Raw genomic sequence first — 24,557 nt, 5'->3', positions numbered from 1 at the left:
GAGACACAGCAGGCGGTTTCGAACGGCCGCCGCTCTACGCATGCCGGCGCGATAAACGCGGGTAGGTTCCGGCTCGTCCCGTTTGCGGACGGCCTTCTGCTCGCTCCCGGAAACCTCGCGGTTTCGATCGCCATCGATGGCCGGCTTCCCGAATTCCCGCCCGCCCACGCATCTCGACCAGCCTTCGTCGACGACGGACCCGCGTCGATGCGGCCGGGCGGTCGTATGCCGGTGACCAGGGCCCGGTCCGGTTTCGGTTCGCCTCGACCCTTGCCGAACTCAGCCGGGCTGATCTCAGCATCGCAAACGATTCCGATCTCGACACAGCCTGCTGTTTCCGGTGATCAGCCCGGCCTGAAAGCAGCAATCAAAATTTTCCGCCAGGTCGGGCCTGCTCCAGGGCGGCGACAATGGTCGAGGACAGCAGCTCGGCGGCCGGCGAGACGTGGCCGGGTGCTCGATAGAGGACGATCTCGGTGTCGGGCAGCTTCGGAAGCTGTAGCCCGGCAGAGACGGAAATCATGTTCGCCGGGATCATCTCCGTCGGCAGAACCGTCACGCCGAGGCCGGCCTGGACGGCAGCTTGCAATCCGGCCAAGCTCGGACTGGTGTAGACGATACGCCACTCGCGTCCGGCGGCATCGAGCGCCGACAGGGCGCGCTTACGATAGACATCGGGAGCTGGCGCGAGAACGAGGGGAATCGGGCTCCCGGTCTCCACGACTAGGCGTGGTGAGGCGACCCAATCGAGCATTTCCCGCCAGACCTTGGTCCCGCCGGTCGGTCCCTGCGGCTCGCGCTTGAACAAGATCAGATCGTAGCGGCCCTTGCCGAAATCATCGAGCAGATTGAGGGTGAAGTCGCAATTTACCTGAAGTGCGACCTGGGGATGGGACCTCGCGAAACATGCCAGCACCTCTGACAGGTGCGTGGTCGCGAAATCCTCGGGCGTCCCGAGCCTGACGACGCCCGACACCTCCGACCCGACCAAGCGTGCAAGCACCTCGGCTCCAAGCCCGAGGATCTGCCGCGCATAGGTGAGAAGAATCTCGCCATCGGGTGTCACTCTCAACTCCCGGCCGTCCCGGTCGAAAAGGCGGCGAGCGAGACCGTCCTCCAGGCGCTTGATCTGCAGCGACACGGTCGATTGGGTCAGGCTCAGTCGTTGGGCCGCACGCGTGAAGCTGCCGTTGTCGACGATGGCGACGAACGTGCGCAGCAAGTCGAGGTCGAAGGGGAGCAGCGGACCCGGCATGGCAGAGACATCAAATCTCGCCGGTGGTCCCGCAAGTACCCCAGCTGTACGCCTGATGCATTAAGGGTCGGGTCGATGCCAGCGCGTGAGAAAGCGCACATTTCTGAGCAGTCGAACCATGGGTCTTCGGGATTAAAGCGTATTTGCGCCAGGTATCTGCTGGATGCCTATTTATTTTGGCAATGACCGCCATTGGGTTGGTGGTGTTGTTCGCCGATCTGGCCGTCGCCAGATCCTCTACGTGGATGAGCCGGAATGATTTGTCGATCTATCCGGCGTTCATACTCGTCTCATCCGCACGCGTACCGATATCGCCAAGAATTGGAACGGAGACGAACCATGAGCCTTTCGAAGAACACAACGCGTCTAGTCCTTGCAACCGCCCTCTGCGCGACTGCGCCGATCGCCGCCTTCGCCGATCAATGGGTCGGGTCCCGGTCGCGTCCGCTGCCGAACACGACCTGGGACGGGTTGACGACCGGTGCGGTCGCCTTCCCGGACGCACCGCTTCTGTCCGCGGGTGGCTGCCGGAGAAGCTCGGCCCAGGAGGGCAATGCTGATCAGCAGCATTTCCCGACGCAGCAATACGGCCAGACATCAGGCGGCTACCGCTGCTGAGCGAAGCGAGTCCCTCCACCCGCTTCCCCGGCCGCTTCCGCGGCACAGGACGACAACTGGCCGGTCCGCCCCACCAAGACGTCGTGGCAGACCGGCCTCCCGATCCCTCCGCGGCGGGCATGTCCCTGCAGCCTCCGCCGTGGGCCGTCTGCGGATCGTTCGTTTCATCCACTTTGCGCCCTGCGGCAGATCGCAACCGGACCGAGACCTGTGTCTCGGGAGTGCCGATCCGTGGCGCGATCCGGGTTGCCGGACTTCGCCATGCGACCCGTCTCCTGAGGGCGGTGCACCGCAGCCGGCCGAAGCCGTGATGCCGCGCGCGCAACTTCGGCCTGCTTTGGAAAGCCTGCGACCCATGAATGCGGTTCGACACAAGCCCCTGACCGTCGCGGAAGCGTGGAGGCTCACCGCGCGCTTCCTGAAGCCGGAGGCCGGCTTCCTTTGGCTGGCGATCATCTACGGAGGCGTCGTCGCGCTCCTGGGCCTTGCAACCCCGGTCTCGGTCCAGATCCTGATCAATTCAGTCGCGAATACGGCGCTGCCGGCCCCCTTGTTTGTCCTGTCCGGGCTGCTGCTCGGGCTCCTGCTCTGCGCGGTGATCCTTAGCGCAGCCCGCATTCACGTGCTGGCGCTGTTCGAACGGCGTGTCTTCGCCAGGATCGTCGCGGACGTCACGGTGCGCACCGTCCACGCCAAGAATCCGCATGTTGACGACGTTCAGCACAGGGCTCTGTTCAATCGCTTCTTCGATCTCGTCACCGTACAGAAGGCCGTGCCGCAGCTCCTGATCGGCGGTTTTGCAATCCTCCTGCAATCCGGGATCGGCCTTGTCCTGACGAGCTTCTACCACCCCTTCTTTCTCGCCTTCAATCTCGCCGTCGCCCTCCTGCTGCTCGGCACCGGGTTCCTCTGGGCTGGACCGGCGCTCCGGTCGGCCGCGGCGCTGAGCCACGCCAAGCATGAGACTGCCTGCTGGCTCCAGAGCGTCGGTTGCGCGAACGGCTTCTACAGAGACGGCCATCACCTCGGGTTCGCGATGGCGCGCTCCGAGACGATGACGGCGGCCTATGTGCGGGCGCATCGCCGCCACTTCCGCCACACCTTTGCGCAGACCGTCGGATTTCTCTTGGTTTACGCCGTAGCGAGCGCCGCGCTGCTGGCGATAGGCGGATGGTTGATCCTGCAGGGCCAGCTGTCGCTCGGCCAGCTCGTGGCGGCGGAGCTCGTGCTGTCCGGGGCGTTCTACGGCATTTCGCAACTGGGCTCCCACGCGGAGACCTTCTACAAGCTTGTCGCAGCGCTCCACGAATTGTCGCTGTTCGACGGGATCGAGCAGGAGGACCCGGGCCGACGAGGCGGTGCGCCTCTGGCCGATGGGGCCCTGCGCCTGCGCGACATCGAGGCAGAGGGCTATCGCTTCGACTTCGCGGTCGGAAGCGGCGAAGTCCTGGCCGCGACCGCGGATGTGGAGGTCGAGCGGACGATCCTCGCGCTGCTCCGGCAGGAGCTTCGGCCGCAGCGGGGATCGGTGATGATCGGCGGAGCCGACATTGCCGCGTACGATCCGGACAGCCTGCGTTCCAGGATCCTGATCCTGGACCGTCCGATGCTCCCCGAGATAGCGATCCGCACTTACCTGTCGACCGCCCGCGGCGAGAGCGCGGCGGCGATTCACGACAGCCTGGAGCGTGTCGGGCTGTCCGAGCGCATCCTGCGCCTGCCCCTCGGGCTCGACACGCCGCTCTCGTCATCCGGCGGGCCGCTCTCGACAGGCGAGATCATGGCTCTCAAGCTCGGTGCCGCCCTTCTGAACCCGCCGAAGCTTCTCGTCTTGTCGCCGCTCTACGATTTGCTGCCCCCAGACCGTGTGGCGGCAGCGCTCGCACGGCTCCGCGATGCGGGCACGACGGTGCTGCATCTCACGCGGCGACCTGGGCAATCGCTCCACGAGGGCCGGATCCGGCTCGACCCGCACGAGCAAGTGCGCGCCGCCGACCGCGGCGGCCGGCGTGATCAAGCCACGCAGCCGGAGAGGGATCATGCTGTCGCAGCCTGAACATCTGCATCACTTTGCGACGCTGCGCTCCCTCAGGCCGCCTCGGGCAGCGGTCGCCCTCGGTTGGATGCTCGGCCTCGGGACATGCCTTGCCGTGCTGATCCTCCTGTACGTACCCTGGGTCCAGACCGCGGCTGGCGCGGGGCGCGTCATCGCACCGAACCCGGCCGATCGCGTCCAGGCGATCACGGCGCTTGTCCAGGGCCGGGTCGAGCATTGGTATGTCGAGGATGGCCAGCGGGTTCGTGCGGGAGATCCGATCGCGCGCCTCGTCGACAACGACCCTTTCCTGCTGCAGCGGCTCGCCGCCGAGCGCGAGCAGATCGAGGCCGAGATCGCGGCGGCCGAACAGGCGGTGAAGGTCGCGGAAAGTCAGGTCAGCCAGACCCGCGAGGCCGCCGAGAAAGGCTTCGTGACCCGGCGTAACTTCGAGGCTGCGCAGATCCGCGTGGCGGAGAAGCGCGCGCGCTTGGCCGCGGCCAAGGCTAAGCTGAGCCGGCTCGAGGTGACCGTGAACCGCCAATCGGCGCAGCTCGTACGCGCTCCGCGCGACGGCAGGATCCTGCACATCAATGCGGCCGCCGGCGGCACCCTGGTGAATGCCGGTGATACCCTGGCCACCCTCGCACCCCTGGCACTGGCCCGCGTCGTGGAATTGATGGTCGATGGGCGCGACGTCGCTTTGATCCACCCTGGCCAGCCCGTGCGCCTCGCCTTCGAAGCTTGGCCCGCCATTCAGTTCAGCGGCTGGCCGTCGGTGGCCCATGGCATGTTCGACGGGCGCGTGCGCGCCGTCGACCCCTCGGCGCAAACGAGCGGCCTGTTCCGGGTCCTGGTCGAGCAGGATCCAGGCAAACCCGCATGGCCCGACGTCGCGTTCATTCCGCTGGGGGCCAAAGTGCGCGGCTGGATCCGGATGGAGACGGTATCGGCCGGCTATGAACTCTGGCGAATCCTCAACAATTTCCCCCTGGAGTTTCGCCGGTCAGGCCCGGAACCGGGCTCATGAACTGATGTCGCGCGCTCTTTCGCCCGAGCTCGCTTGTTGCCGATTCAGTTGAGACGCGCGCGCACCGCCTGGTTGCGTCTGGTCGACAGCGACGGCCCGCTGTTCTGCCTTCGTCGCTCGCAAGCGGACCGGTCGCTGTCCGCCAGTCTGAGCCCGTCGCTTCGCGACTGTTTGTCAGTTCAACACTGTCAGCATTCCTCACAACCTCGTCGTCTGCCAGGCGCCGATAGGGCCAAGCTGTCTCCATTCCCGGGCGCATACCGATCCTAGCCTCGGACAGGCTCGGCCAACCTGCTCCGGCGTATTCAGAATATATTGTGCGCCGAATGTTGATTATCGAACCGATATGTTCAGTGCTAGCGCGCGGTTCGGCGCCGTATTATTGTCTTGATGCAGTCAATCCGGTCTCGCGATGTGCGCAAGGATGGCGCCTCACCGTCATCCCGGGACGGCGCGTGAGGCCAGCAACGTAAGGTGTCGATATGGACCACGATACGATGCGCCGGGCGACAGCCGAGTTCTTCGGCACCTTCTGGCTGACCTTCGGCGGCTGCGGCGCCGCCGTCCTCTCCGCCGCGTTTCCCGAACTCGGGATCGGTTTCCTGGGTGTTGCGTTCGCCTTCGGTCTCACCGTGCTGACAATGGCCTATGCCGTGGGCCATATCTCGGGTGGCCACTTCAACCCAGCTGTCACGCTCGGGCTCTGGTCGGCCCATCGCTGTGCGAACCGGCACGTCCTGCCCTACATCGTCGCTCAGGTGATCGGGGCCATCTTCGCGGCGGGTGTCCTCTACAGCATCGCATCCGGGAAGCCGGGCTGGGTGCCGAACGGCTTCGCTTCGAACGGCTACGGCGAACTCAGCCCCGGCAAGTACGGCCTGACCGCCTGTCTGATCACCGAATGCCTGACGACGTTCTTCTTCCTGTTCATCATCATCGGTACCACGTCGAAGGGCGCCGCTGTGGGCTTTGCCGGCATCCCGATCGGCTTTGCTCTGGTGCTGATCCACCTGATCTCCATCCCGGTGACCAACACCTCGGTCAATCCGGCCCGCAGTACCGGGCCGGCTCTGATCGCAGGCGGCGATTCCATGGCGCAGCTCTGGCTGTTCTGGGTCGCGCCGATCATGGGAGCCATGGCGGCGGGGGCCTTGGCCCGGTGGTTGTACGAGCCTGCGGACATCGCCGAGACGAGCGTAGTCGAGAAGCGGGCTGCGGTGTGAGTCGCGCATTCCCGGAACGGAGAAGCCCCGGGGTCGGATTCCTATCCAGGCGATCGCGCCGGCGCCGCGGAGTCGGCGCGGCGCGAACGGCGTCCACCGGCCGCGAATGCCGGCCGATCATCCCGCATGCAACCGGAGGCTCACCCGTCACGGAAGAGTCCTCCACCGCCCCGCGGAAGGTCCAGCTGAGCCGGAGATCGCATTGATCCGGCTCACGTCGGGCGATCGGCGTCTTGAGCCAGGTCAATGACACATGCGCGCCAACGGGCAGGCTCGCCCCCGGGAACATCCATCCGGGACAACGCCATGATCCTCGCCATGACGGCCAGCGTCGTCCTCGTCATGTCCACCATCCTGGTGCTCTACGAGACGCTGCGGCTGACCTCCGAGCACCTGTCGGAGCTGCCGGTCCCGCCGCGCTTCCGCATCCTGGCCGTCGTGCTCATGACGTTCGTCGGCCACACCGTCGCGGTCTGGATCTACGCCGGCGCCTACTGGCTGCTCGTGCTCCGTCTCGGCGTCGGCGCCTTCGCGGGCGCGCCGGTGACGTCGTTCGAGGATTGCCTGTACTTCTCGGTGGTGGCTTATACCTCCCTCGGCTTCGGCGATCACTTTCCGACCTCGCACACCCGGCTGCTCGCCGGCGTCGAGGCGCTGAACGGCCTGCTCCTGATCGGATGGTCGGCTTCGTTCACCTATCTCGCCATGGAACGATACTGGCCGCTCCATGGGATCACACGGGCGCCCATGCCGGCCGAGCTTCGCCCAGGACGCGCGGCCAAGCCGGGCCGGGCGCGCCTGTACCCGCCAGCGCCGGGCGCGTGAACGCGCAGTCCTCGTTGCGCTGGATCAAGGCTGTCGGTTTTGACGGTCCTTATCGTCCGACGGTGCAGAGACGGAGGCACGCGATGCGCAAGTACCTCGTCACCTTCCGCAAACTCGTTCCCGATGACAGCGGGCACGAACACGATGCGGTGCAGCGGCAGGCCGTCGTCATCGCCGGCTGCGAAAGCTCGGCCGCGCTCGCCGCCAAGGCGATGTTCTGTGAGGCTGCCGGCATCATCGACTGGCGATTGCGCGCCGACAGCTGCGAGGTCGTCGAACTCGCCGAACTGGTCGCCTGAGGACATCCCGATGAGCCGTCATCCGACCCAGCCGGTGCACCGGCAGGGATAGCAATAGGCCGTGACCGGCCACGCCATCGAGGCGCGGGATGGCATTTACCACGTGCCGTTCTTCGAGATCAGAAGCGCGGGCAACGGACCCTCACCGCGGCTCGATGCCCTGCGCCAGGGCTACGGGACAGACCGCGAGGATCTGCTCGCCGCCCTGAAGGTCACGCGCACGCTCCGACCCGATGCCGGGGGGGCCTTCGTTGCGGCCGGCGCCGGGAACGGCCCTGGCCGGTTCTCTCGGTCCTCGGGGATGATGGCGGCCCCGAGGTTCCCAGCCCCGCCGTCAGCAGGTCGAAGCCGCGCCTGCTGTGGGTCCTCGGGCCCGGCCTGATCACCGACGCCGTTTGCGCTGGATCAATGTCGGGCCGCTTGCAGGTTTTAGCGTCGGCTTCGGCCTGGCGAGACCTGGGTCCTTCGGGGAGTGCCACGGTGGGTGACAAGCTGATCCGCGAGAACGTCATCGACGAACTCGACTTCGAGCCGAGCGTGGAGGCGGCCCATCTCGGCGTCGCGGTCGACTAAGGCATCGTCACCCCTCAGGGGGTCTGTCGGGGCCTGCGCGCAGCGGGTTGCCGCCGTGGGGCGGGCACCGCCCCGCGCCCATCCCGGCCCCCGTCACCGCTTTCCGGAGTGCCTCCATGACCATCGCGAACATCATGGTTGCGGTCGACCTGGGCGAGCCTGCGCGGGACCGCGTCCGTCTTGCCGCACAGCTCGCCGACGATTTCCAGGCCCGCCTCATCGGCATCGCGGCGGAGATGCCGGATTACGGCGGCTGCCCCGTGGGACCGACGCCGGGTGGTGCGTATTGCATCCCTTCGATCCAGGAGGCCGTGCTGGACGACCTCAACCGCGCCCAGGCCGTATTCCAAGCGGCTGCAGGTGGACAGCGCCGGGTCGAATGGCGCTCGAACCTCGATTTCCCCTCGGCGTTTCTGGCGTCACAGGCCGCCGCCGCTGACCTCGTAATCCTTGGTCGGGGCGGCGACGGGAACCCATGTCTGTGCGTCGATCCCGGTAACATCCTGATGGGCCTCGGCCGTCCGGCACTGATCGTCCCGCCCGAGGTCGGCCGTCTCGCAGCGAAACGGGTGGCCGTCGGATGGACGAATACGTGCGAGGCGCGCCGTGCTGTCCGGGATGCCCTGCCATTTCTGAAGCGGGCATCCGAGGCTGTGGTGGTGACCGTCGATACGGGACACGGCACCGACGACACACGGGACGTCATCGCCTTTCTCCAGGCCCATGACGTCTGCGCAACGTCGGTTCGGGCGGAAGCCCAGGGAATCGCGGCCGCCGAGGCGCTTGTTGAGGCGGCCGTGCAGCACGGCGCCGACCTGATCGTCACGGGCGCATACGGCCACGGCCGCCTGCGCGAGTGGGTCTCCGGCGGCGTTACCCGCGCGCTGCTCGCGGGCAGTCCCGTTTGCTGCCTGATGAGCCATTGACCGAACGCTGGCTCTCACATCCCGCGACATCGCGGACATCAACTTGCGGGAGGCTGACGATGGAAGGACCAGGCATTGCGCACCTGATGGGTGCGGCCGATGCGGCTGTGGAAGCCAAAGCCGCGCAGGTCGGCGCCGACATCCTGGCACAGTATCGGAAACTGGCGACGGACCTGCGCCGAAGAGGGTCGGATGAGGTGGTCGCGATGGAGGCCACGCTCGACCCGAAACAGCGTGCATGCCACCAATACGCGTTCGAGCTCTACGGTACGGCTGCATCTGAGCTAGACGATGTCATTGCGGACCTGCTCGAAAGCCTGGAATGCCCGAGCACAGCGGCCCGTGGCCGCGCCCTGATTGTTCTCGACGGCGGCAGAGCTCACGATGCCCTGCGCAACGAAGGGCCACGCTGAAATCCTTGGCCTCGCGGACAAGGCTACCCAGCCTCGTGCCGCTGCACAGAGTCATGCTCCAACCCGCCCGAAGGTCCGATGCCTTCCCGTTGGGTCAGGCCGGATTTTCGGCGTTCATCCGCCTGCCCTCTGGGATTGGTATTGAGCTCTTGTCGATTCGCTTTGACGTCGATGCGCGGTCTTCGACACCGCGCGGTCCATGAGCTGCGAAAAATGATGCGCCGATTTCGATCACATCATCGCTCATTTGCGTGCGGCTGGTTGTGTGTATTCAATCGGTAGTTGCCGACGCGCCGTTCACCTGCGGCTGATTTCAATATATATTACAAACTATTAGTTGACTACAGTTAACGACTAATTTACAGACGTCGGTTCATGATATGGTCATGAGCAGCGACAGTCTCGGCCGTTACAACAAAGCGAAAGAAGATAGCCGTTTGTGGCTCACAGCAGCGTCACTTTGTTTCGGTGCCGCTGCCTTGACGATTTATCTAACAAGCAATGGGCGAGACATAGCCTGCATATGGCCAGCCAATGCGATCTTGGTGGCCCTGCTGCTGGCGGATGCTCGACCGCGATGGATCACCGTGCTGAGCGCCGGCTTCGTTGCCAATGTTTCAGCAAACCTGATCCTGCGAGGTACCGTCGTCGGTCCGCTTCTTTACGGATTCGCGAATCTCGCAGAGGTGTCGTTGGCGGTATTCCTCTTGCGAAGATCGGGTGGGAGGGACGGCATTCTCCAATCCACGCGGTCCGTCGTCCGCTTCCTCTTCATCGCGGGGTTGCTGGCGCCGGCGATAAGCGGCGTCGTCGGCGCTTCGACCGCCTTCCTGGTTTTCGGCGAGCCGCTGCTGAAGTCTTTCGGTGCCTGGGCTGCAAGCGACGGGCTCGGCCTCGTCGTTTTTACGCCCTTTCTCGCGGCCGCATTTCGCGGCGACTTCGTGACCTGCTTCGCCGGCATGACTTGGCTGGAGAGGGTGGAGGCGGTTGCCGTGCTGGTTCTCGCAGGCGCCGTCACCTATTTCGTTTTCTTCGGCACAGATCGTCCGCTGCTATTCGCGATCTTTCCGCCGTTGATGCTCGTCAGCTTCCGACTCGGACGGCTGGGTGCGAAAGCTGCCGTCATGGTCGTGGCGGTTATCGGGGGCATCGCCACGATGCATGGCCAGGGACCGATGGTGTTGATTGCCGCGGATGCCGCCACGCAGGCTCGGGCCTTTCAAGTCTTCCTCGCCGTGATACTGCTGACCTGTCTGCCTGTTGCTGCCGAAGTCTCCGCCCGGGCCCGGCTAACGGCGGCTCTCGCCGCCCATGACCTCGAGATGACGGCGCGTGCTCTCACGGATCCGTTGACCGGGATCCTGAACCGGAGAGGTTTCGAGGTAGAAATCAGGAGGCTGTTGCCGAGACAGGCTCCGCCGTGGCACAGCCTGATCGCTATAGACTTCGATCATTTCAAGCAGATCAACGACCGTTGGGGTCACCTGGCCGGTGATCGGGCGCTTCAGCACCTGGCATCGCTGCTCACATCCCATGTCCGCACGGGAGATCTGGTCGCACGTCTTGGCGGCGACGAGTTCGTGATCCTTCTACTGAACAGCGATCTCGAACTTGTAAAAGCAGTATGCGAGCGAATCCGTGCCAGCGCCCATGGTTCGCCGCTCACGATCGATGCCAGATCCGTAGCGTTCATCAGCCTGAGCATGGGGGTGGCTTCGGCACGTCCGGGCGAAGCCTATGAATTGTTGATGGAGCGCGCCGATCGCGCGCTGTACGACGCGAAGGAGGCGGGTCGGAATACGATCCGATGGGCTGCCTGATCGCGGCCATGCCGGCCGGTGGCGGGCCGTTCCCCGACGCACCCGACCGCGTGGCATCGCAGGCAGTTGGTCCGGGCGTCGGTTTCGCCTTGTCGCCCATGGCCCTCCCGAGCGGCCGCGGGCGCGGCGGTGAGGACGAGCCCGAGCGCCGGAGCGCCGGATCGCTGCCGGGCGCGTCAATGGCTCATGAGGCAGCAGAGGGACGTGCCCTGCAGCATGTCGCGGGTGGCGCCACCGAAGATCCACTCGCGCAGCCTGGAATGGCCGTAGGCGCCCATGACGATGAGGTCCGCGTCCTCCCGTCGGGCGAACCGGAGGATCTCGTCGGCGGCGCCGATCTCGGGTTTGTTCAGCAGGTGGGTGGTAACGGTGACGCCGTGACCCGACAGATACGCGGCGACGTCGGCCGCACCCTCCCGCCCCGCCTCCGGTCCCGCCACCGCGACATGGACCTGGTCGGCTCGCACCAGGAGCGGCAGGGCGTCGTGAACGGCCCGGCGCGCCTCGCGATTATCCTTCCAGGCCACGACGACCCGCTTGGCCGCAAGGCTCTCGACGCCGGGTGGTGCGACGAGGACGGGACGACCCACCTCCATCAACACGCTCCCCGGGGCGACACCCATGAGCCCGGGATCTCCGTCCGCCGGTCCCAGGCGGCCGACCACGACGAGGTCGGCGGCCCGGGCCTGTTCCACCAAATAGGCCAGAGGTTCGGCCAGCGCTCCCCGCCAGGCGGTCCTGACCCGATCGCCGGTCTCGCGCAGGAACAGCGCGTGCGCCTCGGCCAGTTCCTCCTTCGCCCGCGTCTCCTCGATCTCGACGATGCGCTCCGACACATCGGGACTGTCGACCGGGATCATGGTGACGAGCTGCCGCGCGGCGATGCCGGTCAGAGTGGCGTCGAAGCGCGCCGCGATGTCGGTGGCGAGCCGGACGCGATCCTTGGCCGCTGCCCCGAGATCGACCGAGACCAAGATGTTCGATATCCGCATGGCCGCCTCCCGTCACCGCGCTGTCGGCCCGGCAGAGGTATCCTCGCCCGTGCCCGTGGCCTGGGCTTTGATCCATCTCAAGGGGACCGGCCTGATGCGCCGAGCGGCTTCAGGGCGCGAGGATGGCGCCCCGGAATGCGCCGATCTCAGCCCTCGACCCCCTCCTCTTCCGTGCGACGGGCTTGCGCCTGGACCGCCATGAGATCGGCAGCCGGCGGGTGATGTCGCGCTCCGCCACATCCCACCGCTTGCGTGGCGGCATGAATTTAGATTAATTCCAAACTACGATGTCCGATATCAAGATCTCGCTGCCGTGGGAGGCGCTCAACCCGGGACGGCAGGCGCTGTTGCGACGCCCGGCGCGCGACGGGCGCTCCAAGCTCTCGGGCTTCGTCAGGCGCACGATGCGGCCGCGACTCGAACGCGAGCTTGTCAGGCCGGGGCTGCCCGGCCTGACCGGCCGCGCGCCCCCGGCCCTGCGAATTCCGAGCGTGAGGATCCGGAGCATTCTCCCGCGCCAGCCCGTCGAAGCCGGTACGCTCGAGACTCGTGAGGCTCCACCCGCTCTGGATACGGCCGCAACGGAGATGCCGCGATGCGCATGAACACGGCGGTGGACGCAACGCCCGGCAGGCGGGGCACCGCGACCTACGACCGGGGCACCATCGCCCTGCACTGGCTGACCGCAGGGCTCGTGCTGGTGCTCTGGCTGATCGGTACCTTTCTCGAAGACCTCGTCCCAAAGGGTGCCATGCGCTCCGGGATCTGGTCGGTCCACTTCGACCTGGGCTTCGTCCTGACGGCCGTCATCGTTGCGTTCCCGGTCTGGCGCCATGCCGGTGGGCGCCAGCTTCCCGTCGATGATCCAGGCTCGCTGCATGTGCTCGCAATGATGACCCATGCCGCCCTGTACCTGCTGCTCTTCGTGATCGCGGGGCTCGGCATCGCCAATGCCCTCGTGCGCGGCGTCACCCTGGTCGGTCCCCTCGCGTTGCCGGCCGTTGGCGACCCGGCCTGGCGCCGGCTGCTCACCCACTGGCACGGGCTGGCCGCCAACATCTTGATGGCATTGGCGCTGTTCCATGCCGCGGCGGCCCTGGTCCACCACTACCTCTGGCACGACGGCATCCTGCGGCGCATCCTCCCCGGCCGCGCCGCGCAACGTCCCTTCGAGAGGCCATGACGACCGTGCGCAGGCTCCATTCTGAGAACCACCTGATCGAACGGATCGGCTGGCTCCGCGCAGCGGTGCTCGGTGCCAATGACGGGCTCGTCTCCACCGCGAGCCTGATCGTGGGCGTCGCTGCGTCCACGGCGTCCACCGGCGAGATCCTGGTCGCGGGCAGCGCCGGTCTCGTGGCCGGGGCGATGTCGATGGCGGCGGGCGAGTACGTCTCGGTCAGTTCCCAGTCGGATACCGAGCGCGCGGATCTCGCCCGTGAACGGCGTGAACTCGAGCAGGACCCCGCTGCCGAGCGTGAGGAACTCGCGGCGATCTACATCGCCCGCGGCCTCGACCGTGACCTTGCGGTGCGGGTCGCCGAGCAGCTGATGGCAAAGGACGCCCTCGGCGCGCATGCCCGCGACGAACTCGGTATCTCGGAATTCACCACGGCACGACCGATCCAGGCGGCGCTGACCTCCGCGGCGACCTTTTCTTCGGGCGCGGCGCTACCGCTGGTCGTGGCTGCCGTCTCGCCGGCCCACCTTGCGATCTACTGGGTGTCGGCGGCCGCCTTGCTCTTCCTCGCCGTGCTCGGCGCCCTGGCCGCGAAAGTCGGAGGCGCGGAGATCTGGAGACCGACCGCGCGGGTGGCTTTCTGGGGTGCCCTCGCAATGGCCGTCACCGCCGGCATCGGGCATCTCGTCGGAAAGGCCGTCTGACCGGTCGCGGTGTGTCCTTCACAGGCCGGATCGTGCAGGCGGCCTCATGAGCCACCTGCAACGTCATCCGGCGTCGGCTGCCGGGACAGCGATCGAACCATCTCGCCGACCGGCGCGCGCGGGATCTTGAACCGGAACGTACGCACCGGCTCCGCGCGCGACGTCGGACTCAGTCAGAGTGTCCCGCGCTCGTCGCTCTGATCTGCACGATTCTGAACGTGTGATCGACGTCCTCCTCCGCATCTCGGATGGAGACGTACTCGCCCTCGATGAAGGTGTGTGACCCGAGTCGATAGCCGGGCTCGTCGTCCGCATCGGTGCGGTCGTCGTAGTCGATCAGCCAGGTCGCGCCGCCCTCTCCGCCCGCCCGGTGCGCGAGTCGGCCGTGGCGGTCCGGCTCGCCCGTCCAGAAGCGACGAACGCGGCAATAATCGCGCGTTGTGTGCCAGAGCGCCGCGTCGAGGCGACCGTCCGGCCCGAGCGGCGCGACGATCTCGTAGCCGCGGCCGGCGCTGCCGTCCGGATGCTCCGGGCAGCGGGCCAGCGTCAGGATGATGTGGTGAAGCCCGGCGTGAGCGCCCGGCTTGATGGGAGACGATGGCTGGCGGTGAGAGACCGCCGGCGCGTGCGTTCCGTGGGACATGGTGGCTCTCCTCAGCTCAGGGCGACGATTCGGTCCTCGACAGCGCGCACGCCTGGCACCGACCAAGCCGCGCGCTCGGCCGCGTCCCGCTCGGCCCAGGCCGTCACGGCGCCTTCCAGGGTGACCTTGTCGCCCGACACGGTGACCTTGATCTGGTCGGCCTCGAACAGGGCACCCCGCTTGAACGCCTCCAGGATCTTGTCCTTGACCGCTTTCGGCGGAACCTGCGGCCGCACCTCGATGAGATTGGTCACCCCGTGCACGCCGGACAGCTTCCGGACGGCCGCCTCGACACCGGCCATCTGGTACTGCCAATCCACCGTGCCGGTCAGCGTGACCCAGCCGCCCGCGACCTTCACCTGGATGGCCTGCTTCGGGAGGTGCACGGACCAGTCGATAATCGCCAGGGCGCGCGCCGCGATCTGATCGTCGGCGACCTTCTTGTCGTCGGCGTAGCGGACCTCGATGTCCTGCGCGATGGCGCGCACACCCCTGACGCGGCGCACAGCGCGCTCCGCCTCGACCTTCTCGGCGTAGCTGCCGACATGGCCCGTGAGGGTCACCACCCCGTCCGCCACGGCCACGCCGATGTCGCCGGCGTCGAGGCTGGGGTCGAAATCGAGTTCGTCGAGCACGGCGCGGCGCAGGTCCTTGTCGGTCATGGCGTCCTTCCTCATGATGTCTCTCCCGTTCTCGTCGTGCGATGTGGGGGCTTGGAGATCCTGCGCGGTTGAGACGAAGGAGCCTTGATCCAGCGCAACGCCCGCGTGTCGCCCGGCCCGAGTCGGTGCTGCACGTCGATCCATCGCCGGAGCGGTGCCCGACGGTGCCGCCCGAGGATCAGCCATCCTCGGGCGGCCGCCGCGGCCAGCCTTGAGGCAGATCAAGCGCGGACGTCGCCGCGAGGTGTTGCCCGGCGGGTGGTGGCCGCGGTCTTTGACGGCCTCGGAAACCGCAGGCCCGCACCGGCCGAGAGAGAGGCGCGGCACCGGGGACGCTACGGTCGGACGGTGCACCGATACGCTGTGCGATGTGGCGTCCCGCTCAGTCTTCGACGACGCGGCGAAGCCGAGCGCGGCGCAGGCTGACTTGGCGGCCGCCGGCGCGGAGCAGGGCCCCCTCCTCCTCCAATTGCGAGAGCGTGCGCGACACGGTCTCGATGGTCAGCCCGAGGTAGTCTGCGATGTCGCGCCGCGTCATCGGCAGGGTGAAGGTGCCGGTGGCGCCGAGGCGCTCGTCCACCTCCATCAGGAACGAGGCGACACGCTCCGTGGCCGACCGCCGCCCGAGCAGGAGCGTCAGATCCTGGGCGTGCCGAAGGTCGTTTGTGGCCATGGTCCAGAGCTGGCAGGCGACCGCGGCGCTTCCGCTGGCGGCGCGCTCGATTTGCCGCCGCCGGAAGATCAGCACATGGGTGTCGGCGAGAGCCTCGGCGGTTTGACGGTGGGTCTCGCCTTGACCGAACCCGAACAGGTCGCCGGGGAGGTGGAAGCCGGTGATCTGGCGACGCCCGTCGCTCAGGACCTTGTGGGTGCGCACCGCGCCTTCGACCACTTTGTAGACGAACTCGGCCTCCTCGGCCTCGCCATAGATCTCCTCCTCGCGAGCGTAGGAGAAGGGTGTGCCGATGAGTTCGGGGCAACCCGCGAACACGGCGCTTCCGGTGACGGACGGAACGCGAGCGGAATGGCCTGCCGGGAGCCGCGTGGTCGTCCGTGCCGTATTCTTGGTGCTCATCGCGTCGCTCCTCACCTGCGTCGGTAGCAGCGAGAGTGGCGGCAATCGGAGATCGGCGAAATTCCGGTCGGTGTCTTAAGGGGATCCGCGTACGGGCAACTACGTAGCGGCACAGGACGGGCTCAGATCTGCCGTTTCGCCACGGGCGCGCGAGCGGGAGCGGGCTCTCCGAGCAGGCTCTGGATCATATCCTCCATCCTGTTCCCGAGGCACATCATCGGCTTCCGCTCGGAAGCGCCGGCGCCCGGGCGGCAGGCGGTCCGTCGCACCACGGCTCGCGAATCCGTCGAACGGAGCCTTTCTCTGGCTCAGGATGCTGGATGGCTTGGCCAGCCATCGAACCGCAAGAGCTTGACCGTCTATCTTATGTATCTCGGAAGTTTAGAGTCCGCTTGCGGCTAAGCTTGCTTGACCTAAATCAAAGACATCTCCCCGGGTGCGCTCTCTGGTGGCCGCCAACCAGTATCAGGGAGAACCCCATGCATTCGCAGCACGCGACGCCGATACGGATCTCGGCATTCGCCGGTCCCGCCGAGGCCATCGAAGCCGGCGTCGGCACCTGGTGCACCCTGGCGGTCGATCTGCCACTGCGCATCGCCGCGGAGACACTACGATTCACGAGTCGCCGCCTCCAGGCTCAGGCGGATCATTTCGCGGCGCTGGGCGGCTGCGGTTCGCTGAAGGCCGCCGTCGCGCTTCAGACGACGTTCCTGACTCAGGGCGTGGCTGCGTACCAAGCAGAGGCGATCACGCTCTCTCAAGAGGTCGCGGAGGCAGCCTCCGCGAAGGCGGCCTGACACGGCTCGCCGGGACAACCTGCGGCTCCGGCGCTCACACTTCGACGCAGTCCGACGCGGTACCACCAGGACGGACCTGATGCCGGCCAAGCCAGTGTCCCCGACCCTCTACCGGGTGTTCCAACGCCGGTGCCAGCCTGGCTTATGCTGTGCCGTGCGCGAGACCATGTCGCTCCCGAACTTCGTTCGACCGGGCGATTGGATTTTCGGCGCGACCGTGCGCGAAGATGACAGCCTTCCGTTCGGTTTCCTGCCCGCCCCCGCGCGGGAGGCCACCGAAACATTGGGCTATTACGTGTTCCACCATCCCTGCGAGACCCTGGCCCCGCGATATTCCCGCCGCTGGGCGTGAGGGCTGCTTGGTGACGCGCGCCGGACCGACGTTCAGTCCGCCCCGCCTCCGCCCCTCTGGAAATCCGTCGGTGCGGGGACGTCACATGAGGCGCCTTGATCTGCGCCATGAGCCGATCCGCGCTCGCCGCCGCGCTCGCGAAGTCACGCAACGGTCGACCGTCGAATAAGCCCTTCAAACCCGATGCATCCCGGCCCCGGCGACTTTGTGGGCGGCGATCATGCCGAGCAGGGCATCGAAGGCGAGCGGCTTCTCGAACAGAGGCACGCCGGCCGCGCGGGCACGGCTCCGGATCGCCGGGGCGGGATGTCCGGTAATCAGGATCACGGGCACGTGGGCATCAAGGATCCGCAGCCGGCCGTACACTTCAAGGCCGTCCATCCCGGGCATGACGTGGTCGATCAACACGAAGGCGGGGTTCCGGCCGGGAAAGGCGGCCAACACTTCGGGACCGTCGGCAAAGGTCTGGACCACGTGGCCTTCGCCTTCCAGGAGAAAGCGCGTGGAGTGCAGCACGGCCGGGTCGTCGTCGACGACGAAGATCAGGGCCGGAGCAGCAGATGGCATGACAGTCGACATGGGCGTTGGGTAGGTCTGGATCGTGGCCGAGATTTTGTCGGGGCGGGCCGGCACCGGCCTTGACTTGCCTCAATCCCGATCAGGTCAAGCCGGCCAACACCGACCAGCGCACAAGTTCCTGCAGGTTGGCCGCCTGCGTCTTGGCCATCAGCTTGGCGCGGTAGATTTCGACGGTACGCGGGCTGATGTCGAGCGTGCGCCCGATTTCCTTGCTTGTGCCGCCGGCCACCAATTGGTCCAGCACCTGACGCTCGCGCTCGCTCAGCGTGCCGACACGCCGGACGAAGTCCCGCAATGCCGGCTCAACCGGTTCGGCCGGTCCGTCGCATCCCAGAGCCGTGTGCAGGGCCTGGAGCAGCGGCTCATCGTCGAACGGCTTCTCGAGGAAGTCGCAGGCGCCGAGCTTCATCGCTTCCACCGCGAGCGGAACGTCTCCGTGTCCCGTCATCATGATCACCGGCAACCGGTGCCCTGCCGATCTCAAGCGGCGGAGTAGCTCCAGCCCGTCGATGCCGGGCATGCGGATATCGGTCAGCACGCATCCGGCGGCCGATTTCGCCAGTCGATCGAGCAATTCCGTACCGGCCTCGTAGAGCCGCACCTCGAAGCCCGCCGTCTCAAGCAGGAAGGCGACCGAATCCAGAATGGCAGGTTCGTCGTCGACGACGTGTACGAGGTCAGTGGACATGGGACGCGTCCCCGTCATGCGCGGCCGGGACGGTCGGCCGGAAGGTGACCCCGCCGGCGCCGTTGCGTTCCACCTTCAGGCGGCCGCCATGCACCTCGACGATGGTACGGCAGATCGAGAGCCCGCCGCCCATCCCGTTCGGCTTGGTCGTGACGAATGGCTGGAACAGCCTGTCGGCAACCGCGTCCGCGATGCCGGGATCCTTGTCGGAGACGGGGATCTCGACGGTCGCCGGCTCGACAGGCCCGGCTTCGACCGTCATTTCGCGTCGGTCGCCCGGCTGCCTCGGCGCGCGCCCATTGCGCGTCAGCGTCACCGGCACCTGCTGCAGCTGCACGCGGTCGGCCAGGATGGAACCAACCTCCCGATTCACAACGAGGCGCGTGACGACGCCCCGCTCGCGGGCCTCGACCAGCGCCAGGGCGGTGGCTTCCTCGATCGACCGCGCGCCCGACACGCGCCGCCTTTCCGTCTCGCCACGGGTGACGAATTCGTGCAGGCGACGGATGATCCGGCCGGCTCGCACCGCCCGCTCGGCGGTTCTTCCGAGGGCGCCCAGTGTCCCGGCGACGGGGACCGCATCCCGCCGCGCCAGCAGGCGGCAGCCCTTGGTCCGGTCACCGATGGCCGTCTCGACGGGGTTCATCGTCGTTCGCCCCCAAACCGTCCGGCGAGCCGCGATGCCAGGAACCGACCGTGGCCGTGTCTCGGACCGCGCGCGTCAGGCGAGCGCGAAACTACAGCGATTTTTCAACCTGCAATAGCCGTCGGACGGCGCTCGCATCCGGCGTCCCACTACGCCTGGATCGGTGCACAAGCGCATCACGTTCTGAACACGGCGCTTGAGGTGGATCAAGGCCGACCGACCGCGACGGGACGAACCATGTGGCCGACCCGAATCGGAGGTGCCTCATGTCCAGATCCAGCCCATCTTCGCTCGCCGGCATCCGCGACGTCCTCGTCGGCACCGCCGTTGAGGGCGAGCGCGAAGAAGCCTCCTCGGCCATCGGCTACGGCCTGACCTTGGCCAAGGCCGCCGGCGCCCACCTCACCGTCCAGTCGGCCTCGTGGCGCCTGTCGGGCGACGATGCGTGGCTCGGCGAGTTCGACTGCGAAGGCGTGTCGGTCATGGACCGCCGCCTCGACACCCTCGCGCGCTCCATCGCGGAGCGTTCGGCCGGTGACGCGGTGCAGGCCGGGGTGGTCTGCACGACAGAGGTGCCGAGCCTGCCCTATCCGGAGATCGTGAACCGGCTGGCCGGGCGCGCGCGCCTGCACGACCTGACGATCCTGGACATAGGCCCGCGGACCTATGACCTCGACCGCGAGATGATCGAGAAGGCGCTGTTCCAAAGCGGTCGCCCGGTCATCGCTGTCCCGCCGGGGCACGATGCCTTCGCGGCGCGGCGGATCATCGTCGCCTGGGACGGCAGCGCCCAGGCCGCCCGGGCCGCCAACGACGCCCTGCCGTTCCTGCGCGCGGCCGAGGCCGTGGAGATCGTCTCGGTCGGCACAGAGGCTGAGATCGACGAGGCGGTTCCAGGGGCCGAGTTCGCGCCGCACCTCGCGCGGCACGGGGTGAATGTCAGCGTCAACGACCTTCCGAGGGGGGAGAGCGTCGCCGGCACTCTTCGAGCCCAGGCCGGGCTGTTCCGGGCCGACATGATCGTGATGGGCGCCTACCGGCATTCTCCCACGCGCGAATACTTCTTCGGCGGCGTGACGCGGTCCTTCCTGAGGGGCAGCCCAGCACCGCTGTTCCTCGCCCGCTGAGTTTCGGAGATCGTCCATGCTTAAGCGAAGATGTTCGCGAAAAGATGTGGCTGGCCAAGCGGTGCGGGCCCGCCCCTCCGCGCGCCGACCGAGCCAATCCGTACCGGCGAAGCCTGAGGCCGCGGAGGTGCCGCCTCAGGTGCGCGCGCCGAACAGCATCGCGTGGCCCGGCCCGCTGAACGAGGAGGAGCTCGCCGCCCTGGAGGCCGGTTGGGGCTTCGTCGAGTGACAAGCCGCCGCGGTCTCGGCGCCTCGTGAGCCCCGCGCATCAAAGCCGGGCTCGCGCAAGCTCCTCGATGCCACGGACCAAGCGGCGCACGTCGGCCGGATGCGGTTGAGACGGGACCCGTTCGGTCAGCGTCGCGATCAGCCCATCGATGAAAACGGATGCGCCGGAATAGGCCAGCGTCCAGTCGGCGAAGCGCCGCTGCGCGATGTCGTCGTACAGCAGAACCTCGACCCCCGAATGCCGCGAGTCGCGACGAATGCTGTCCATGAGCGCGTCCACGCCGGCGCGTGGACCCTCCAGAATCTGCGCGAACCGGCTTCGCGATGCGACGAGCGCTCCCGTGACCTGAAGCCGGGCGTTCCTGGACCGCGACATCTCGACGATGTCCAGGACGTCGGCCGGCGTCGCCAGGCTACGGCTGACGTAGAGTAGCGACCCTTCCATGGCCCTGTCTCCCAATCCGGTTCATCGAGTCCTCGACTTCGCCGTCGCTCCGAAAACGAGCCTCACCGCAGCGCCTTGAGATAAGCCGTGCAGTCGATGGCGTCATCCGGATCGAACCTGCGCCGCGGCGGGCACGGCGAGCAGATGGCGTGGGACCGCTGATCCGAGGAGGAGGTGCCTGCCCAACATCAGTGACACATCAGGCTGCAGATCGGCGAGCCGTCGAGGAGGTCGCCCGTGACGCCGCCGAATATCCACTCGCGCAAACGGGAATGCCCGTAGGCACCCAGGACGACCAGATCGGCATCCTGACGCAGGGCGAAACGCAGGATTGCAGAGCTGTCATCGTCCGCCGCGGGCAGGCGATGCGCGGTGACAGGGGCGCCATGACGGGCGAGGTGACGGGCCACATCCTCCGTTCCCCGGTGGCGGGCCTCCGCGCCGATGGTCACGACGGAGACCTCATCGGCGCCGCGGATGAGGGGCAGCACCGCCGATACGGCTCGCCGCGCTTCCGGGCTGTCCTTCCAGGCGACGACGATGCGGGCCGCCTTCAGCTGCGAGAGCCGCGGCGGCACGACGAGCACCGGTCGGCCCGCCTCCATCGCCACGCGACCCGGTGCCACCCCGAGGGGGCCCGGATCAACATCGTTCGATCCGCGCCGGCCCACCACCACGAGGTCAGCAGCGCGCGCCTCCTCGACGAGGTGCGCGATCGGGTCGGCAAGGGCAGCGTGCCATTCCGTGCCGGTCCCCTCGCCGGCGCTGCGCTCGAACATGGCGTGCGCGAGTTCGAGGATCTCGCGAAGCTGCCGTATGTTGCGTTCCTCGCGCTGGGAGGCCTCGTAGACGTCGCGCGCCAGGAAAGGGACCGGAGCCTTGTGGGCAGCCGCGCCGATGAGGGTGGCGGCGAAGCGCCGGGCCAGCCCGGCGGCGAGACGTACGCGGTCTGGTGCCGCCGCGCCGAGGTCGACGGAAACGAGGATGTTTGCGTAATCCACAATCCCCTCCATCGGGCATCGATGCCGTTGTCGATCAGCCTTATCGGGGGCAGCGGGGCCCACCTTTGTCCAGCGCAAGCGCTGAAAGCGGCCGGCGTCAAGGACGGCACGGGGCATCCTGCGCCGTTTGCAGGCGCTCGCCCGGCGAACCGCCGAGGGCCCGCATGGCGTTGAGGATCACGGCGACGTCGATGACTTCCTGCAGAAGCGCCCCCTGCAGGGGTGAGAGGTAGCCGAAGGCCGCGGCGACCATGCCGGCGATCGAGAACCCGAGGCCAGCCCACACGCTCTGGAGCGCGATCGAGCGGGCGCGCCTGGCGATGCGGATGGCCTGGGGCAGCGGTGCGAGACTGTCGACCAGCAGTACGACGTCCGCCGCCTCGGCGGCCGCCGCCGCGCCTTTGGCGCCGAGGGCCACGCCGAGATCGGCTGCCGCCAGGGCGGGGGCGTCGTTGACCCCGTCGCCGACCATCATGACGGGACCGTTCCGGCGCTCGGCGCCCACAATGCCGGACTTGTCGGCTGGGTCGAGGTCCGCCGCGACGGCGTCAATCGGGAGACCGGCGACGAGCGTCTCGGCGACGTTGCGCCGGTCACCGGTCGCGAGCACCACCCGCTCGATCCCGCAAGCGCGCAGCGCCACGAGTGCCTTGCCGCCATCGGTTCGCAGCGGATCGGCGAATTCCAGCACGGCGGCAGGCGTGCCGTCGATGGCGACCAGCACCGTCGCCACGGCCGTCGCGCGGCTTCGTTCCCCGTCCACCGGCTCGAAGTGGATTCCCAGCCTCGTCATGAAGCGCGGCCCGCCGACGACGACGTGCAACTTCTCCACCAGGCCGCTCACGCCTTCACCCGCCGTTTCCGTGGCCTCCTCGGGCTGCGCCAGCGCCAGGCCACGTCGGCGCGCCTCATCGACCAATGCGCGCGCCACCGGGTGGCCGGAGGCCTGATCGAGGGATGCCGCGAGCCGCAGGACCTCGGCCTCGTCGGGCGCCGCGAGGGTCCTGACGCGAATCAGACGGGCGATGCCGCGGGTCAGGGTGCCGGTCTTGTCGACGATGAGGACGCGGATCTTCGCCAGCATCTCCAGGACCCCGCCCCCCTTGATGAGGACGCCGATGCCGGCCGCGCGCGAGAGGCCGGACACGAGCGCGACGGGCACCGCCAGGATCAGCGGGCACGGCGTGGCGACCACCAGGACGGCCAGGCCCCGCAGGGGATCGCCCGAGACGATCCAGGCACCGCCGGACATCAGCAGCGTGAGGCCGAGGAAGGCGAGCCCGTAGCGGTCGGCCAAGCGGGCCATCGGCGCCTTGCGAGCCCGCGCCGCCTCGACCAGCCGGACGATGCCTGCGTAGGTACTCTCGGCCGCAGGTCGCTCCGCCACTAAGGTGAACGGCGTGCCGGCGTTGACCGTGCCGCTGAGCACGGACTCGTTCGCACCGATGCTGACCGGCATCGCCTCGCCGGTGAGGCTCGACTGATCGAGCACGGCGCGCCCCGCCGCGATCCGCCCGTCGACGGGTACGACGTCGCCGACGCGCACCAGGATGCGGTCCCCCGGAACCAGCGCCGCGAGCGGCACCTCCGTCAACGCGCCGCCATCCTCGCGCAGGGCGCTGCGCGGCTGGCGCGCGATCAGCGCTGTCATGGCCCTGCCGGCACGGCCGGCCGCATAGGCTTCCAGCGCCTGGCCGCCGGCATACATCATGGCGATGACGACGGCGGCCAGCGGCTGCGAGAGAGCAAGGGCGCCACTCATCGAGAGCAGGGCGACGAGATCGAGGCCGATATCGCCCCGCGCCAGACTCGTGACGATCTGGATCGCCAGGATGGCGAGCACCGCGAGCGTCGGGAGCATGAAGGCCCAAGCGGCAGCCTCAGGCTGCGCGAGCGCCTGTGCCGACAGGCCGGTGCAGAGGCCGAGAAACGGCAGGAGGACTAACCATCCTCGAAGGCGCGGCACCCACCCGTCGACCGCCGACGATCCCGTCTGGGTTGAGCCCAAGGCTACCGGTGTCATCGTCGGGGTCGCCCGCAATTGCTGCGCGTTCCGTTTGCGCCGGTCTGAGCGGCGGCCCCTTGCGCTGGATCAACGCTCAACCGGGATCCACGGAGACTGACCGAGAGTCCAGCAAAGAGCGCCCGAGGTCACCGATTTGCCGGGCCTCGCCCAGTGTCATCCGACCGGCCCCGCATCGAGGGACAGACGGAAGCGCAGCCGCACAACTCCGGCATCGTCGCGGACAGCGGCGATAAAGTCCTGCCGACCGGGTTCATCGGAAAGGCTCTGCGCGATCCGCGTCATGATCTTCACGGCCTGCGAGCGCGCGGCTTCGAGGTTCGGCAGGTCGTAGCCGTCCCTGTCCCGGACGATATCAGTTCCGTCGTGCAGATCGATGAAGAAGCGGGGCATGGGGA

The 24,557-nt window shown here is 67.6% G+C and carries 27 protein-coding genes; 15 read left to right on the top strand and 12 right to left on the bottom strand.

The window, feature by feature from the left end:
- Positions 1-367 precede the first annotated feature (367 nt).
- The gene (locus BLT59_RS05980) at positions 368-1,255 is read right to left on the bottom strand and encodes a LysR substrate-binding domain-containing protein (protein ID WP_091777470.1); all 888 of its coding nucleotides are present in this window, start codon (positions 1,253-1,255) and stop codon (positions 368-370) included.
- A gap of 339 nt (positions 1,256-1,594) precedes the next feature.
- Between BLT59_RS05980 and BLT59_RS31715 the strand changes: the two genes are divergently transcribed.
- The 9 genes from BLT59_RS31715 to BLT59_RS05930 all read left to right on the top strand — a co-directional run bounded on the left by BLT59_RS31715 (position 1,595) and on the right by BLT59_RS05930 (position 11,017).
- Complete coding sequence (locus BLT59_RS31715; protein ID WP_091777468.1) at positions 1,595-1,873, top strand: hypothetical protein; 279 nt, start codon at positions 1,595-1,597, stop codon at positions 1,871-1,873.
- Positions 1,874-2,228: 355 nt separating this feature from the next.
- The gene (locus tag BLT59_RS05970; protein WP_091777466.1) at positions 2,229-3,929 is read left to right on the top strand and encodes an ATP-binding cassette domain-containing protein; all 1,701 of its coding nucleotides are present in this window, start codon (positions 2,229-2,231) and stop codon (positions 3,927-3,929) included.
- Positions 3,930-4,023: 94 nt separating this feature from the next.
- Positions 4,024-4,938 (top strand): efflux RND transporter periplasmic adaptor subunit, encoded by a 915-nt coding sequence (locus tag BLT59_RS05965; protein WP_244513870.1) that lies wholly within the window; start codon positions 4,024-4,026, stop codon positions 4,936-4,938.
- Between the two features lie 482 nt (positions 4,939-5,420).
- Positions 5,421-6,161, top strand: coding sequence for an aquaporin Z (gene aqpZ, locus BLT59_RS05960; protein ID WP_091777461.1), 741 nt, complete (start codon positions 5,421-5,423; stop codon positions 6,159-6,161).
- A gap of 306 nt (positions 6,162-6,467) precedes the next feature.
- Entirely contained in the window at positions 6,468-6,986 is a 519-nt protein-coding gene (locus BLT59_RS05955; RefSeq protein WP_091777459.1) for a potassium channel family protein, read from the top strand.
- A gap of 83 nt (positions 6,987-7,069) precedes the next feature.
- The gene (locus BLT59_RS05950; protein WP_091777457.1) at positions 7,070-7,285 is read left to right on the top strand and encodes a hypothetical protein; all 216 of its coding nucleotides are present in this window, start codon (positions 7,070-7,072) and stop codon (positions 7,283-7,285) included.
- A 689-nt stretch (positions 7,286-7,974) separates the two neighbouring features.
- Complete coding sequence (locus BLT59_RS05940) at positions 7,975-8,784, top strand: universal stress protein (protein ID WP_091777455.1); 810 nt, start codon at positions 7,975-7,977, stop codon at positions 8,782-8,784.
- A gap of 59 nt (positions 8,785-8,843) precedes the next feature.
- On the top strand, positions 8,844-9,197 hold the full coding sequence (locus BLT59_RS05935) for a hypothetical protein (protein WP_139173967.1): 354 nt from the start codon (positions 8,844-8,846) through the stop codon (positions 9,195-9,197).
- A gap of 386 nt (positions 9,198-9,583) precedes the next feature.
- Entirely contained in the window at positions 9,584-11,017 is a 1,434-nt protein-coding gene (locus BLT59_RS05930; RefSeq protein WP_091777651.1) for a GGDEF domain-containing protein, read from the top strand.
- A 176-nt stretch (positions 11,018-11,193) separates the two neighbouring features.
- Here BLT59_RS05930 and BLT59_RS05925 read toward each other — a convergent pair whose 3' ends face one another.
- Positions 11,194-12,009: a universal stress protein gene (locus tag BLT59_RS05925; protein ID WP_091777451.1), complete on the bottom strand. Its 816-nt coding sequence runs from the start codon at positions 12,007-12,009 to the stop codon at positions 11,194-11,196.
- A 287-nt stretch (positions 12,010-12,296) separates the two neighbouring features.
- Here BLT59_RS05925 and BLT59_RS05920 point away from each other — a divergent pair, with 287 nt between their 5' ends.
- From BLT59_RS05920 to BLT59_RS05910, 3 genes are read left to right on the top strand one after another with little or no spacing between them, the layout of a single operon-like run.
- Positions 12,297-12,614 (top strand): hypothetical protein, encoded by a 318-nt coding sequence (locus BLT59_RS05920; RefSeq protein ID WP_091777449.1) that lies wholly within the window; start codon positions 12,297-12,299, stop codon positions 12,612-12,614.
- Positions 12,605-13,192 (top strand): cytochrome b, encoded by a 588-nt coding sequence (locus BLT59_RS05915; RefSeq protein ID WP_244513869.1) that lies wholly within the window; start codon positions 12,605-12,607, stop codon positions 13,190-13,192. The genes BLT59_RS05920 and BLT59_RS05915 overlap by 10 nt, the downstream gene beginning before the upstream one ends.
- 5 nt (positions 13,193-13,197) lie before the next feature.
- On the top strand, positions 13,198-13,893 hold the full coding sequence (locus BLT59_RS05910) for a VIT1/CCC1 transporter family protein (RefSeq protein WP_091777645.1): 696 nt from the start codon (positions 13,198-13,200) through the stop codon (positions 13,891-13,893).
- A gap of 169 nt (positions 13,894-14,062) precedes the next feature.
- On the opposite strand, the gene BLT59_RS05905 is transcribed toward BLT59_RS05910, so the two are convergent.
- The 3 genes from BLT59_RS05905 to BLT59_RS05895 form a co-directional block, all read right to left on the bottom strand.
- Positions 14,063-14,536, bottom strand: coding sequence for a hypothetical protein (locus BLT59_RS05905; protein ID WP_175543937.1), 474 nt, complete (start codon positions 14,534-14,536; stop codon positions 14,063-14,065).
- An 11-nt stretch (positions 14,537-14,547) separates the two neighbouring features.
- A complete protein-coding gene (locus BLT59_RS05900) occupies positions 14,548-15,198 on the bottom strand; it encodes a BON domain-containing protein (protein WP_091777447.1) in 651 nt (216 codons plus the stop codon).
- A gap of 382 nt (positions 15,199-15,580) precedes the next feature.
- Positions 15,581-16,273, bottom strand: a complete 693-nt coding sequence (locus BLT59_RS05895) for a helix-turn-helix domain-containing protein (protein ID WP_091777445.1) — start codon at positions 16,271-16,273, stop codon at positions 15,581-15,583.
- A gap of 479 nt (positions 16,274-16,752) precedes the next feature.
- Between BLT59_RS05895 and BLT59_RS05890 the strand changes: the two genes are divergently transcribed.
- Positions 16,753-17,070, top strand: coding sequence for a phasin family protein (locus BLT59_RS05890; RefSeq protein WP_091777443.1), 318 nt, complete (start codon positions 16,753-16,755; stop codon positions 17,068-17,070).
- A gap of 166 nt (positions 17,071-17,236) precedes the next feature.
- Positions 17,237-17,422 carry a hypothetical protein gene (locus tag BLT59_RS05885; protein ID WP_244513868.1) on the top strand — a complete coding sequence of 62 codons (186 nt, stop codon included), beginning with the start codon at positions 17,237-17,239 and terminating at the stop codon, positions 17,420-17,422.
- 174 nt (positions 17,423-17,596) lie between these two features.
- On the opposite strand, the gene BLT59_RS05880 is transcribed toward BLT59_RS05885, so the two are convergent.
- From BLT59_RS05880 to BLT59_RS05870, 3 genes are all read right to left on the bottom strand, one after another.
- Positions 17,597-17,989, bottom strand: a complete 393-nt coding sequence (locus BLT59_RS05880; protein WP_175543948.1) for a response regulator transcription factor — start codon at positions 17,987-17,989, stop codon at positions 17,597-17,599.
- A 91-nt stretch (positions 17,990-18,080) separates the two neighbouring features.
- Positions 18,081-18,689, bottom strand: a complete 609-nt coding sequence (gene fixJ / locus BLT59_RS05875) for a response regulator FixJ (RefSeq protein ID WP_091777437.1) — start codon at positions 18,687-18,689, stop codon at positions 18,081-18,083.
- Complete coding sequence (locus BLT59_RS05870; protein ID WP_091777435.1) at positions 18,679-19,335, bottom strand: sensor histidine kinase; 657 nt, start codon at positions 19,333-19,335, stop codon at positions 18,679-18,681. Before BLT59_RS05870 ends, fixJ begins: the two co-directional genes overlap by 11 nt.
- Positions 19,336-19,601: 266 nt before the next feature.
- Between BLT59_RS05870 and BLT59_RS05865 the strand changes: the two genes are divergently transcribed.
- Positions 19,602-20,462, top strand: coding sequence for a universal stress protein (locus BLT59_RS05865; protein ID WP_091777433.1), 861 nt, complete (start codon positions 19,602-19,604; stop codon positions 20,460-20,462).
- A 268-nt stretch (positions 20,463-20,730) separates the two neighbouring features.
- On the opposite strand, the gene BLT59_RS05860 is transcribed toward BLT59_RS05865, so the two are convergent.
- The 4 genes from BLT59_RS05860 to BLT59_RS05845 all read right to left on the bottom strand — a co-directional run bounded on the left by BLT59_RS05860 (position 20,731) and on the right by BLT59_RS05845 (position 24,552).
- Positions 20,731-21,135 carry a BLUF domain-containing protein gene (locus tag BLT59_RS05860; RefSeq protein ID WP_091777431.1) on the bottom strand — a complete coding sequence of 135 codons (405 nt, stop codon included), beginning with the start codon at positions 21,133-21,135 and terminating at the stop codon, positions 20,731-20,733.
- Between the two features lie 188 nt (positions 21,136-21,323).
- Positions 21,324-22,136 (bottom strand): universal stress protein, encoded by an 813-nt coding sequence (locus tag BLT59_RS05855; RefSeq protein ID WP_091777641.1) that lies wholly within the window; start codon positions 22,134-22,136, stop codon positions 21,324-21,326.
- 97 nt (positions 22,137-22,233) lie between these two features.
- The gene (locus BLT59_RS05850) at positions 22,234-24,159 is read right to left on the bottom strand and encodes a heavy metal translocating P-type ATPase (RefSeq protein ID WP_091777639.1); all 1,926 of its coding nucleotides are present in this window, start codon (positions 24,157-24,159) and stop codon (positions 22,234-22,236) included.
- Positions 24,160-24,315: 156 nt separating this feature from the next.
- Entirely contained in the window at positions 24,316-24,552 is a 237-nt protein-coding gene (locus BLT59_RS05845) for a DUF6894 family protein (protein WP_091777429.1), read from the bottom strand.
- Positions 24,553-24,557 lie beyond the last annotated feature (5 nt).

The organism is Methylobacterium sp. UNC378MF, assembly GCF_900103195.1.
Classification (GTDB): Bacteria; Pseudomonadota; Alphaproteobacteria; order Rhizobiales; family Beijerinckiaceae; genus Methylobacterium.
The sequence above is the reverse complement of the archived record's forward strand: the minus strand, read 5'-3'. Positions and strand labels throughout refer to the sequence as shown.